Here is a 12,947-nt window from a genome sequence, read left to right as displayed (position 1 = left end):
ATGCGCGATGAATTCGTCCCGGGACGTAAGCTCCCGCCATGCTGCGATTCGAGGTGGGTACCGACGATCTGCTGCGGAGCCGGTTCGCGCTCTCTCCTGCCTTCGAGCTCTGCACCGTGCTGCACATCCTGAGCGGCGACCTTCCGCACCGCCCGCTTGCCGCCCGCTGGGCCGCGCGGCTCCGTCCGGCTTTCCAACAGCTGTGCGCCGAGACCGATCTGGCGGGCGTGCTGGCGCTGCAGAGCGCCTCGGGCGGCGCCGGCTTCATCGCTCCGCCGCCGGCCGCCGGGCTGACCCAGACCTGGGCGGACGACCTCGCCGCCATTCGTGCGACACCGCTGGATGCCGCCCGTGCCGAGATCGCTGACTGCCGCGGCGCCAAGCCGTCGGTTTCGCCGGCCGTCGCCGAGGTGCTGGCGAGCCCAGACGTGGTGCAGCGGATCGCCGGCGCGCTGGACCGGGCTTGGCATGCGCTGCTCGCCCCCGACTGGCCGCGGCTGCGGGCGATTTGCGAGCGCGACGTGGTGCACCGGGCCGGCCGGCTCGGCCGCCATGGCTGGGCCGCCGCGCTGGCGGGCCTGCACCCGCGGCTGCGTTGGCACGACGGCGGAATCGAAGTGCTCGGACGCTCCCGGACCCGGGTGGTGCCATTGGCCGGTGAGGGCCTGCTGCTGGTGCCCTCCGTCTTCACCCATCCGCAGACCGCCGCCCATGTCGACGATGCCTGGCCGAAGGCCATCATCTATCCGGCCAGGGGCACCGCCGACCTCTGGGGGTCCGCGGAGCCGGAGGTGCCGGACGCGCTCGCCGACCTGCTCGGCCGCTCCCGGGCCCGGCTGCTGTCGGCACTCACCGAGCCGGCCGGCACCACCCAGCTCGCCCGCTCCCTCGGCATGGCCCCGGGCGCGGTCGGCGACCACCTCGCGGTGCTGCGGCGCGCGGGACTGCTGAACCGGGCCCGTGACGGCCGTACGGTGCTCTACTACCGAACCCCCGTCGCCCAGGCGCTGCTCGGCGCCACCCAGGGCCGGTAAAGCACGCGCCCGACCGGGGGTGCTGTGGTTACCATCGAGCCATGACCTCGTTCCGTACTCTCAGCCGGCTGATGCCCCGCCCTGCGGGGTAGTAGCTGACGCGCGTTCAGGAACGGCCGAGGCCCCGCCAGCACGGGGCCTCTTTCGTGTTCGCGGCCCCGGTCCCACAAATCGAAGCCATGACCGGAGGGCCACTCATGACCACCTACCTGACCACCACCATTCCCTACGTCAACGCCCGTCCGCACCTCGGCTTCGCGCTCGAACTGGTGCAAGCCGATGTACTGGCCCGGCATCGACGGGCCCGTGGGGAGGGCGTCCGGCTGCTCAGCGGCACGGATGAGAACTCGCTCAAGAACGTGCTGGCCGCCGCGGCCGCCGGGATCGAGGTCCGCACACTGGTGGACCGCAACGCCGCCGCCTTCGAAGCGCTCCAGGAACCGCTGGCATTGCGACTGGACGACTTCATCCGGACCAGCCGCGATCCGCGCCATCCGGTCGGCGTGGCGGAGCTCTGGCGCCGTTGCGCGGCCAGTGGCGACCTCTATCAGCGGCACTATCGCGGGCAGTACTGCGTGGGCTGTGAACAGTTCTACACCGCCGAGGAGTTGCTGGGCGGACGGTGCCCGGAGCACGGCACCGAGCCGCAGTTCGTCGAGGAGGAGAACTGGTTCTTCCGACTCTCGCGCTACACCGAACAGTTGCGGGCCGCGATCACCGAGGACCGCCTGCGGATCGAGCCACCCGCGCGCCGGAACGAGGTACTCGGCCTGCTCGCGGCCGGCCTGCCGGACTTCTCGGTGTCGCGGTCCCGTGAGCGCGCGCACGGTTGGGGGATCCCGGTGCCCGGCGACGCCTCCCAGGTGATCTACGTCTGGTGGGACGCGCTCGGCAACTACGTCACCAGTCTCGGCCTGGATTCTCCCGACTTCGACCGCTGGTGGCGCGACAGTGAACGGCGGATCCACCTCTGCGGAAAGGGCGTGCTGAAGTTCCACGCGGTCTACTGGCCGGCGTTGCTGCTCTCCGCCGGCCTGCCGCTGCCCACCGACGTCCTGGTGCACGACTACCTCACGGTGGACGGCCAGAAGATCAGCAAGTCGGCGGGCAACACCGTCGACCCGGTCCGACTGGTCGACGACTACGGCACCGACGCGGTGCGCTGGTGGCTGCTGCGCGAGGTGGCAAAAGTCGGCGACACCGACTTCACGGTCAACCTCCTGGTGGAGCGCGCCAATTCCGATCTTGCCGGCGGAATCGGGAACCTGGTGAAGCGCGTCGTCACCTTGGTGCACCGCCAATGCGACGGTCGAGTGCCCGAGTTGGGCTCAGCCGACTTGCCCGAGTGCGCCACCGTCCCGATCGAGGTCGCCGCAGCACTCGACGCCTATGATTTCCGCCGCGCCACCGCCGCACTCTGGCAGCTGCCGGCAGCGGCGAACCGTTACCTGGACCAGACCCGGCCCTGGTCGGATCCGTCAACCGCGCCCTGCCATCTGACCGTTCTGCTGAACGCCTGCCGCACGCTCGGCGAGTTGCTGGCGCCCTTCCTGCCCGGCGCCGCACGTGAGGTGTCGGCCCAGTGCACTCCGGGGCCGGACGGTCGACTGCCCGAGGCTCGAACACTCTTTCCACGCCGCTACCCTCAGAGCGTATGAGGATCGAATCGATGCGGCCCGATCACGGCAGGCAGGTGCTCGACATCTACCGGCTCGGCATCGCCGGGGGGAACGCCACCTTCGAGACCGAGGCGCCGAGTTGGGCGAAGTTCAACAGCGGCCGGCTGCCCGGGCACCGACTGGTGGCCGTGGACGAGGAGGAGCGCGTCCTGGGTTGGGCCGCGGTCTCGCCGGTCTCCGAGCGATGCGCGTACGAGGGGGTGGTCGAGCATTCGGTCTATGTGCACCCGAGGGCGCAGGGCCACGGCGTCGGCTACGCCCTGCTCACCGCGCTGCTCGAATCGACCGAGGCGGCCGGCATCTGGACCGTGCAGTCCGGGATCTTCCCGGAGAACACCGCCAGTCTGGCCCTGCACCAACGGGCCGGCTTCCGGGTGATCGGCACCCGGGAGCGGATCGGCAGGCTGCACGGGCAGTGGCGCAACGTGGTGCTGGTGGAACGGCGCAGCCCGGTGGTGATCTGACGGCAGCGGCCTGCCCGGGCAGGCCGCTGCGCACCCCGCTCTCCGGGGTGACCACCACCGCGTGGCCGCACTGGGACAGCCATGGCTGGTCAGGACCGGGCACGCCGTGACGAGGGGGGCGCCGTGTGACCTGGTCGACGTTGTGGCCGTGCGCGACCGCTGCTGACACTGGCGGTGTGAACACGAAACCTGGCAGCGCGCGCCCGACCCCGCCCCGCCCTGGGGCGCTGGTCTTCGCCGAGCAACTGCTCGACGCAGGCTCGTTCCGCAGCTGGGACACCCCGCCGGCGTACCCGGACGCCGGGCCGGAGTACCGCTCCGACCTGGCCCGGGCCCGGGAGCGCAGCGGGGCCGACGAGGCGGCGCTGACCGGTGAAGGACGGCTCGGCGGCCACCGGGTGGCGCTGCTGCTGAGCGAGTTCACGTTCCTGGGCGGCTCTGTCGGCACCGCCACGGCCGCGCGCCTCCTACGGGCCGTCGAACGGGCGACCACCGAAGGCCTGCCCCTGCTCGGCTTCCCGGCGTCCGGCGGTACCCGGATGCAGGAGGGCACTCCGGCGTTCGTCCGGATGATCGCCATCGCCAACGCGGTGACCGCGCACAAGGCCGCCGGGTTGCCCTATCTGGTCCATCTGCGCCACCCCACCACCGGCGGGGTGCTGGCGTCCTGGGGGTCACTCGGCCAGCTCACCACCGCCGAGCCCGGGGCGCTGATCGGTTTCCTCGGACCGCGTGTCTATGAGGCGCTGTACGGTGCGCCGTTCCCGGCAGGCGTGCAGCGGGCCGAGCATCTGGAGCAGTTCGGCACGGTGGACGCGGTGCTTGATCCAGAGCGGCTTCGGGAGCGGCTGGTGGCGACGCTGGACATGCTGGTGGCGAGGGGGTGGGATGCAGGCGGAATTAATAATGTCCATTATTCAGGCCCCCGGCGCCGCAGTGAGACAGCGGCCGAGATCGCCGTTAATGCCACCCATTATTCAGGCGGAGCGGCCGGCGGAGAGGCCGGCGATCGAGCTAATAATGCCCATTATTCGGCGCGGCCGACGCGAAGTGAGCCTGGGGCGCCGGCGCAGGCGGCGGACGAGGAGGTTAATAATGGCGATTATTACCAATCGCCGCCCCTCCTTCCCGTCTGGGAATCCATCCGAACCACCCGCGAGCCGGAGCGCCCTGGCCTGGTCGAGTTGCTGGCGCTGGCCGACGCGGTCGTGCCGCTCTCAGGCACCGGCGCGGGCGAACGGGACGAGACGCTGCTTCTGGCACTGGCTCGGATCGGCGGGATCTCCTGCGTGGTGGCCGGACACGATCGGGCGGCGGCCGAGCGACACGGGCCGGTCGGACCGGCCGGGCTGCGCACCGCCCGGCGCGGCATGCGACTGGCGGCCGAGCTGCGACTCCCGCTGCTGACCGTGATCGACACCCATGGTGCGCTGCTCAGCCAGGACGCCGAGGAACGTGCGCTGGCGGGTGAGATCGCCCGTTGCACCGCCGAATTGAGCAACGTTCCGGTGCCGGTCGTGAGCCTGCTGCTCGGCGAGGGGGCGGGCGGTGCGGCGCTGGCGCTGCTGCCGGCCGACCGGGTGCTTGCAGCCGAGCACGCCTGGCTGTCACCGCTGCCTCCCGAGGGCGCCTCCGTGATCCTGCACCGCACGCCGGACCTGGCGCCCCAGTTGGCCGAGCAGCAGCGGATCAGCGCGCCCGAGCTGCTGCGCGAGGGCGTGGTGGACCGACTGATCCCGGAGTCCGAGGGCTTCCTCGACCGTACTGCCACTGCGGTGGCCACCGAACTCGCCCGCGCCGCCACCCTTTCGCCGCCGACGGCCCGACTGGAGCGGTTCCGCTCACTGGCGCGCTGATCGATGGCCAAAGCTGTTCGAGGATTCCGTGGGCTCGGGGGCGCACTTCATGCGTGAGGCCGGCGCCCGCCACTCCCGCGCAAGCCCGGCCTGACGCGCGGCCCTGGCGGCCAGCATGTACCAGCCGTGCAGGCGTTGGCTTGGGTCCGCCCGAGCGGGTCACGTGAGCCTCGCCGCCGGCCGGCCGGGCGAGCGCGGGCAGGCGGGCGCGGACGGGCGGACGGGCGCGGGCATGCGGGCGCGGGCGGGCGAGCGGGCGCGGGCAGGCGGGCGGACGGGCGCAGGCAGGCGAGCGCGGGCAGGCGAGCGGGCGGCTGACCATTCTGAAGGCTGGCCGTTCCACCCCGGAGATCGCCGATCCGCCGCATGCCGCCCACCGCGACGCGGTCGAGGCCGGTCAGCGAGTGTCCGGGCCGATCCCTGTGGCGTGGCCACTTGTAGGACGCCCAGGAGGCGACCGAGCGAGCCCAGGCAGCGGGAGCCGAGGTGATCGCGGACCGGTGGTGACGCCGTGGAACTCGTCCAACTCACGGCCGGCCGGCCGGCCGGGCTGGGGGGCGGCAGCTGACCCGCTCCGACGATTTGGGCGATCAGCCGACCGATTGAACATTCCATTCAAAGAAATCCGTTGACAACAAACAGTGCCAGCCGCGATGCTGGCGCGCATGACTTCCGTGGACATGGACGACCCGTTCGCCTCTCCCGACCCCGACCGGGCCCGCGCCCAGCGGGCGCCTGCCGCACTGTTCCGGATCGCCGAGCGACACGCCGCCACCGACGAGCAGCGGCGGCGGCAGGTGCACCCGTACGTGCTGGGGCCGCATGAGGCGGTGCGCCTGGTGAGCTTCCTGCTGAGCGGGGCGGCGCTTGCGGAGGAGGGCGAACCGCCGGTGGATCGCGCCGACTTGCTGGCCGCGCTCACCCTGCTGCCGCTGATCCGGGCCGAGTTGGACGAGCTGGAGAGCGGCCTGCTGCAGATGGCCCGGGGCCGCGGGCTGACCTGGCAGGACATCGCCTTCGGCCTGGGACTCGGCACGCCGCAAGCCGCCCGCCAGCGGGCTGAGCGGTTGGCCGAGCGGGTCGGCACCACCGGACAGGACTGACAGTGGCCCAGCGGTGGCCACCGGCCGCGCCTTCCCCGGTGGCCACCCGCTCAGCTCACCTGGCGCCCCTCCCCCGCTCCCCTTCCCGCCCCCTCCTCCTCGCCGCCACTGCATTAACGGCGCTGTCGCCACAATGAGTTGACCAAGCTCGCGGAGCACGGCTGGCTGTGCGAGCGCCCTGACGGGAAGTTCACCGCACACCTGCAGTCGTGTCGGTGATGTACGCCGCAGCGGCAATAACCGTTCTGCCCCCGGCGACAGTTGAACGTGCTGTGCAGACAACCCTCACGCCGACTGCCCCGACTGCCCCGACTGCCTAGTCTGCGCCGCCCGCCTGCCGCAGTCGAGTGCCACTATGAGCTTCACCGCTCACAACCCGACCACCTGGGCGGATCCGTTGGAGTTAGCACCAGCTGACGCTGGCGAGTTGGGGGTCACCACCGGCGGAAAGGTGACTGACGCTCAGGCCAGTGTGGACGGAGGATCATGGACCCGGATCAGGCAGTGAGGCTTGTCCGTCAGGCGATCGCGGACGGCATCTGCGATCCCGGCGTCGCCGGCCTCCTTGCCGGAGGGATATCGGCAGCCTGCTCACCCGTGCGGGTCGACTCCATGCGGAGAATCTACGAGAGGCGACTGCGCCGGAGCACATGCGACGCTCGGCATCTCGACGCCACCCGTGCACTGGTGGTCCTCCTGCGCCGCGTCCACGTCGACACCCTGGCGATGATCACCATCGATGGCGGGACCAATGGCTACGAGATGTTCCTTGCGGGCGCCGACGTCTCTCGCATCACCTTCTGGATGAAGATGTTCAGCCGCCCGCCCGGGTAGCAAGTCGCCGGGGCTTGCTGGGGACGCCCGGGTGCCCGGGTGCCCCGGGGCGCCCGGGTTCCCCGGATGCCATATCCCGCACCGGGCGGGCGGGGAGCATGACGTGGCATGGGAACAGACGGCTCCGCCCGCTGGGCGGCGGGCCACCACGAGCAGCTCAGCGCAGCCAGGACGCCGCCGAGGCGCTCACCGGCTCGCCCCACCGCCCGACGGGCGCCTGCTCCGCGGCGAAGGCGAAGTAGACCACCTTGCCGCCGGGCACCAGCCGCCAGCCCCAGCTCCCGGCCAGCGCCTCCACCAGCACCAACCCGCGCCCCGAGGGCAGTTCGTCGCCGGCCATGAGCACGGCGGGCGGACGCCGGCAGCCGTCGGCCACCTCCACCCGGAACTCGCCGGCCACCCAGTCGACCGTCACCAGGCAGCTGCCGCCCCCGTGTTCGAGTGCGTTGGCCACCAACTCACTGGCGCACAGCCGGACATCCGACAGTGCGTCCGCGGAGAGCGGCACCCCCCAGTGCTCCGCGGCGGCCACGACCCGCTCCCGGGCCCGCCGCACCGCGTCCGCACCGACGGTGACGTGGAATTCGTCCCGCAGGGGACGGTACTCGCGCTCCATGACGGCATCTCCTCGACCATCCGGAGAACGGCCGAGCAGATGTGCTGCTGCCGTCCCCCCACGACTGATACCCAGTCAACCGGGTTACACCGGGGATGAGAACGGGCCATGCTTGACCCAGTCGTGAATGACGTGAATCACGACGCGACCCTGGACGCGGGGGTGTCCGAGGGGGTGCGATTAACGGGGGCGAAGAACGGGGGAGCCATGACCCGCATACCGAACAGACAGCTCGCAGCCCTGCTGGCGGAGGCCCGTTGGGGCAACGATCAGCTGGCCAGGGCGGTCAACCGCACCGGACGGGACGCCGGTCTCGAACTGACCTACGACCACTCGGCGGTCTCGCACTGGCTCAAAGGCGTCAAGCCCAGACAAGCCGTTCGACCGGTGATCGCCGAGGCCTTCGCCCGGCGGCTGGGACGCCCGGTGACCTCGCAGGAAGCCGGTTTCGGCAAGGCGCCGGCCGGTGCTCGCCCGAACGATCGACTGGGCGGTCTCGCCGACCTGGTGCGGGACGACATGGACCCGTCCCGGCGCACCATGCTGGCCGCGGGACTGTACTCGGCGGCCATGCTGGTCCCCGGCTACACGGAGCTCGCACAGCGTCTGGACGGCGCGCAGCAGGAGGTTCGCGCCGGGCGCACGGTCCGGATAGGGGAGAGCGAAGTCGAGACCGTGCGCGCCATGACCGACCGCATCGCGGGCATCCTGGACGAGCTGGGCGGCGGCCACGCCCGTCCGATGAGCGCGGCTTTCCTGGCCAACACGGTGATGCCCTGGCTGTCGGCCGACGGTAGTCCGGCCACCAAGAAGTCGATGCTCGCCGCCGCCTCCGACCTGGTCTACCTGACCGGCTGGATGGCGATGTACGAGCGGGCCCACGGCCTGGGCCAGCAGTACTTCACCGAGGCCCTGCAGCTCGCCCAGGACGGCCAGGACCACGTCACCTACTGCCGCACCCTGCGCGGCATGTCCCTGCAGGCGGCCAACCTCGGCTACGGCCCGCGCGCCCTGGAGTACGCGGACGCCGCCGCCGAGTGCGCCCCCGCCGCCGGCCCCCGGCTGACCGCCTTCCTCCGCGGCCAGCAGGCGCACGGCGCCGCCCTGGTGCAGGACCAGCGGCTCGCGTTCACCCGGCTGCGCCAGACCGAGGCGGCGCTGAGCAAGGCGGACGGCCGCAATGACGCGGTGGGCGGCTACGACTGGGCCGCCTACCACTTCCACGTGTCCAGCGTGCTCTACGCGCTCGGCGACCTGCCGGGGTCGATCCAGGCGATGCGCCAGTCCAACAAGGTGCGCCCGGCCAACGAACGCCAGGGTCGGCTGCACGCCAACGGGGTGCTCGCGGCCCGCCAGTGGGAGCTCGGGCACATCGAGGCCGCCACCGTGACCTGGGGCGAGTTCCTGGACGACTACACCACCCTGTCCACCTCGCGCGGGGACGAGCACTTCGACAAGTTGCGCGCGAGCCTCGCCGGCCAGGCCGGCAACCGCCAGGTCCGCCGGCTCGGCGAACGGGTCCGCGAGGTGGCCCGCAAGAAGGCGGCCGTCTGACCGCCCGGCGCACGCAGCGGGGTGACCGCGAGGACCGCGGCCACCCCGCCCGCCGGGCGGCTACCCGCGCTCGGGTGAGGGAACTCCCGCCCTGCGCCCGGTGGCTCTGGCCGGGCCGCTCGCCGCGCGCAGCCCCGCCGCCGCGAGGACGATCAGCAGCGCCTCGACGGCCAGGCTCACCAGCCCGAGCGGCTCGGTCCAGTTGCCCTTGTCGTCCGAGTAGTCGGGCAGGCCGGGTCCGCGCGACAGCACGTAGCCGAGCAGCGGTCCGACGCCGACACCGGCCGCCAGCACCCAGACCGGCAGCGCCGGTACTTTCCGGCCGGCCAGCGGCAGCAGCACCGCGGCGATGACGCCGGTCACCTCCAACAGGTAGTAACCGACGCCGACGTAGCCGGGCGTCTTGTCACCAGGGAAGCCGCCCTGGTCCTGGACGTGGATCCAGGAGACCGCGAGGCAGAGCAGCGCGGCGAGCGCGGCAGTCCGACTGCGGGCAGGCGCGTGTGGGGTCATGGGTCCTCCGGGGGAAGCGAGAGGGTGTCGTGGCGGTGCGTCAGGGACTCGCCGGCGCCGGCGCAATCAGCATGTCAAGCCCGAACTTGACTGGCCATGGCCAAATCGCTCTGAAAACCTTCTGAACTTCTCATTCCCCCGGGGGTACTTGACCCTCGGGTGTGACGCGGTGGGCCTGCCTCCTGGTGCACGGCACCGACGGCTCAGCCCCGCACACCGTCGGACCGCCGGGATACCCTCCGGACCATGGTCACCCACCTCACCGACGGTCAGCGCCGCGTCCGTCTGGCACACCGCCACCTGCTGCACCCGGCCGCCCGGGCCACCCGGGTGGAGCAGGTGGCGGACGCGCTGGTCGGGCTGCACGCCACCGATGCCGCCACCGTCTTCCTCTCCGCCAACGCCCGGCTGGCGGAACCGTCGACGGCCGAGGTGGAGCGGGCGCTGTACCGGGACGTCACCCTGGTGAAGCTGCTCTCGATGCGCCGCACCATCTTCGCCGTCACCGCCGAGCTGGCGCCGCAGGTGAGCGCGGCGGCGGCCCGGGCGATCGCGGCCAAGGAGCGGGCCACCCTGCTCAAACACCTGGCCACGGGCGCCGAGGGCTGGGACGAGCGACGGCTGGCGCAGACCGAGCGGGCGGTGCTGGCGGCACTGGCCGAGCGCGGGGAGGCGACCACCGCCGAGTTGTCCGAGGACGTGCCCGCCCTGAAGGAGACCATCCTGATGTCGCCGGGCAAGCCCTATGCGGCTCGCCAGAGCGTGGGCAGCCGGCTGCTGCGGCTGCTGGCCTCGGACGGGCACATGAGGCGTTGCAAGCCCCGCGGCTCCTGGCTGAGCAGCAGCTATCCGTGGGCACTCGTGCCGCCCTGGCCCGACGTACCGGTGCGGGAGGCGAAGGCGGCGGTGATCGGCCGCTGGCTGGCGGGTTACGGGCCGGGCACCCTGGCCGACCTCAGGTGGTGGACGGGCTGGACGCTGGGCGAGGTGCGCACCGCGGTGGCCGACCTCGGAGCGGTCGAGGTGGCGCTGGGCGGCGGCGCGACCGGCCTGATGCTGCCCGGGGACGAGGGCGAGCTGCCGTCGGCCGGGCCGTGGGCGGCGCTGCTGCCCGCACTGGATCCGACGGTGCTGGGCTGGCGCGAGCGCGACTGGTACCTGGACCCGGAGTTGGTGCCCGCGCTGTTCGACCGGAGCGGCAACAACGGCCCGACCGTCTGGTGGAACGGCCGGGTGGTGGGCGGCTGGGCGCAACGCGCGAGCGGCGAGCTGGTCTGGCGGCTGCTCGGTGACATCGGTGCCGAGGGGGAGGCTGCGGTGGCTGCCGAGGCGGAGCGGCTGGCCGGTTGGCTGGGCGGGGTCCGGGTCACCCCGCGGTTCCGCACGCCGCTGGAGCGCGAGCTGACGGCCTGAGTCAATCAACGGATTCCAACACGGAAACCGTCTCGTGCACGGTTATTGACGCACAGTAGTTAACATGAGCAACCTATTTCCAACAGATTGGCTCAGCTGACCCCTCCATCCCCCCGGGGAGTGTTCATGCAGATCCGCCGACTGACCCGCTCGCTACTCACCAAGGCCGCCGTGCTCGCCCTGCTGGTGCCGGGCGTACCGGCCGCCGTTCTCACCGCCACCGCTCCCCCGGCCGCGGCGCTGGGCAACGGCCTGGCCACCACCCCGCCGCTGGGGTTCAACGACTGGAACGCCTACGGCTGCAACGTCTCCGAGTCGCTGATCAAGTCGACCGCCGACGCGATGCACAGCAACGGCATGCAGGCCGCCGGCTACCGCTATGTCAACATCGACGACTGTTGGATGACCTCGACCCGCGACGCCAACGGCAACCTGGTGCCGGACCCGGCCAAGTTCCCGGACGGCATCGCCGGCACCGCCGCCTACGTGCACGGCTTGGGCCTGAAGCTGGGCATCTACGAGGACGGCGGCACCGCCACCTGCGCCGGCTATCCGGGCAGCCTCGGCCACGAGCGCCAGGACGCCGCCTCGTTCGCCGCCTGGGGTGTCGACTACCTGAAGTACGACAACTGCAACAACACCGGGACCAGCGCGACCACCCGGTACACCACGATGCGGGACGCGCTCGCGGCGACCGGCCGGCCGATCCTGTTCAGCCTCTGCAACTGGGGTCAGGAGTCGGTCTGGACCTGGGGCGCGCCGGTCGGCAATTCCTGGCGCACCACGGGTGACATCAGCGCCGGCTACAGCAGCATGCTCGCCAACTTCCATCAGAACGTGGGACTGGGCGCCTTCGCCGGGCCGGGGCACTGGAACGACCCGGACATGCTGGAGGTGGGCAACGGCATGTCGACCACCGAGGACCGTTCCGAGTTCAGCCTGTGGGCCGAGATGGCCGCTCCGCTGATCTCCGGCACCACCATCACCACCGCCTCGGCGGACACCCTGGGCATCCTCACGAACCGCAGCGTGATCGCGGTGGACCAGGACCCGCTCGGCAAGCAAGGCCAACTGATCGCCAGCAACAGCGGGTTGGACGTACTCGCCAAGCCGCTGGCCAACGGTGACGTCGCCGTGGCGCTGTTCAACGAGAACTCCACGGCCGCCACCATCAGCACTTCGGCGGCGGCCATCGGCAAGAGCGGCGCGGCGAGTTACACCCTCACCGACCTGTGGAGCGGCGCGACCAGCCCCACCACGGGCGCGATCAGTGCCACCGTGCCCGGCCACGGCACGGTGATGTACCGGGTGGCGGGCGGCAGTTCGGGGCAGATCCCGTCGGGCGCGGTCTCCGCGATCGGAGCCGGCAAGTGCCTGGACGTTCCGTGGGGCTGGACCACCCCGGGCACCCAGGTGGAGATCTGGGACTGCAACGGCGGCGGCAACCAGGTGTGGACGCGGACCCCGAGCGGCCAGCTGACCGTCTACAGCGGCGGCGACACCCGCTGCCTGGACGCCTACGACAACCAGACCACGGCCGGCACCAAGGTGGAGATCTGGGGCTGCAACGGCGGTGCGAACCAGCAGTGGCGGTTCAACGCCGACGGGACCGTCACCGGCGTGCAGTCCGGACTCTGTCTGGATGTCACCGGTGCCGGCACGGTGGACGGCGCACTGGCCGAGCTGTGGCCGTGCACCGGCGGCAGCAACCAGCAGTGGCAGCTGAGTTGAGCCGGTTCTCGTGAACCCGTCGACGGGCCGGTGACTTGGGGACCCTCCCGGGTCGCCGGCCTCACCGTCATCGCGAGGTGGAGACAGGATTCGAACCTATGTACACGGCTCTGCGGGCCGCCGCCTCGCCTCTCGGCCACTCCACCCTGA

Annotated in this window: 11 protein-coding genes and 1 tRNA gene; 9 read left to right on the top strand and 3 right to left on the bottom strand. The window is 71.6% G+C overall.

The annotated features are described in order from the left end of the window. The first annotated feature begins 38 nt into the window (after positions 1 to 38). From LN042_RS22585 to LN042_RS22560, 6 genes are all read left to right on the top strand, one after another. The gene (locus LN042_RS22585; RefSeq protein ID WP_230053125.1) at positions 39 to 1,034 is read left to right on the top strand and encodes a DUF5937 family protein; all 996 of its coding nucleotides are present in this window, start codon (positions 39 to 41) and stop codon (positions 1,032 to 1,034) included. Between the two features lie 197 nt (positions 1,035 to 1,231). Continuing rightward, positions 1,232 to 2,692: a methionine--tRNA ligase gene (locus tag LN042_RS22580; protein ID WP_230053124.1), complete on the top strand. Its 1,461-nt coding sequence runs from the start codon at positions 1,232 to 1,234 to the stop codon at positions 2,690 to 2,692. Next, positions 2,689 to 3,177 (top strand): GNAT family N-acetyltransferase, encoded by a 489-nt coding sequence (locus LN042_RS22575; protein WP_230053123.1) that lies wholly within the window; start codon positions 2,689 to 2,691, stop codon positions 3,175 to 3,177. Before LN042_RS22580 ends, LN042_RS22575 begins: the two co-directional genes overlap by 4 nt. A gap of 176 nt (positions 3,178 to 3,353) precedes the next feature. Continuing rightward, the gene (locus tag LN042_RS22570; protein ID WP_372495798.1) at positions 3,354 to 5,033 is read left to right on the top strand and encodes a carboxyl transferase domain-containing protein; all 1,680 of its coding nucleotides are present in this window, start codon (positions 3,354 to 3,356) and stop codon (positions 5,031 to 5,033) included. Between the two features lie 665 nt (positions 5,034 to 5,698). Beyond that, a complete protein-coding gene (locus LN042_RS22565; protein WP_230053122.1) occupies positions 5,699 to 6,136 on the top strand; it encodes a DNA-binding protein in 438 nt (145 codons plus the stop codon). Between the two features lie 486 nt (positions 6,137 to 6,622). Beyond that, on the top strand, positions 6,623 to 6,970 hold the full coding sequence (locus LN042_RS22560) for a hypothetical protein (RefSeq protein ID WP_230053121.1): 348 nt from the start codon (positions 6,623 to 6,625) through the stop codon (positions 6,968 to 6,970). Positions 6,971 to 7,127: 157 nt separating this feature from the next. On the opposite strand, the gene LN042_RS22555 is transcribed toward LN042_RS22560, so the two are convergent. After that, entirely contained in the window at positions 7,128 to 7,586 is a 459-nt protein-coding gene (locus LN042_RS22555; protein WP_230053120.1) for an ATP-binding protein, read from the bottom strand. A gap of 207 nt (positions 7,587 to 7,793) precedes the next feature. Between LN042_RS22555 and LN042_RS22550 the strand changes: the two genes are divergently transcribed. Next, positions 7,794 to 9,140 (top strand): NsdA family TPR-like regulatory protein, encoded by a 1,347-nt coding sequence (locus LN042_RS22550; protein WP_230053119.1) that lies wholly within the window; start codon positions 7,794 to 7,796, stop codon positions 9,138 to 9,140. 60 nt (positions 9,141 to 9,200) lie between these two features. On the opposite strand, the gene LN042_RS22545 is transcribed toward LN042_RS22550, so the two are convergent. Next, positions 9,201 to 9,653 (bottom strand): hypothetical protein, encoded by a 453-nt coding sequence (locus LN042_RS22545; protein WP_230053118.1) that lies wholly within the window; start codon positions 9,651 to 9,653, stop codon positions 9,201 to 9,203. A 246-nt stretch (positions 9,654 to 9,899) separates the two neighbouring features. On the opposite strand from LN042_RS22545, the gene LN042_RS22540 reads away from it, so the two are divergent. Together LN042_RS22540 and LN042_RS22535 are read left to right on the top strand one after the other, a co-directional pair. Next, on the top strand, positions 9,900 to 11,066 hold the full coding sequence (locus tag LN042_RS22540) for a winged helix DNA-binding domain-containing protein (protein WP_230053117.1): 1,167 nt from the start codon (positions 9,900 to 9,902) through the stop codon (positions 11,064 to 11,066). Positions 11,067 to 11,192: 126 nt separating this feature from the next. After that, complete coding sequence (locus LN042_RS22535) at positions 11,193 to 12,797, top strand: glycoside hydrolase family 27 protein (protein WP_230053116.1); 1,605 nt, start codon at positions 11,193 to 11,195, stop codon at positions 12,795 to 12,797. A 75-nt stretch (positions 12,798 to 12,872) separates the two neighbouring features. Here LN042_RS22535 and LN042_RS22530 read toward each other — a convergent pair. Next, positions 12,873 to 12,943, bottom strand: a tRNA-Cys gene (locus LN042_RS22530). Positions 12,944 to 12,947: the final 4 nt, after the last annotated feature.

The sequence above is a fragment of the Kitasatospora humi genome (assembly GCF_020907985.1).
Lineage (GTDB): Bacteria > Actinomycetota > Actinomycetes > Streptomycetales > Streptomycetaceae > Kitasatospora > Kitasatospora humi.
This window is presented reverse-complemented; position numbering and strand designations above follow the sequence as displayed.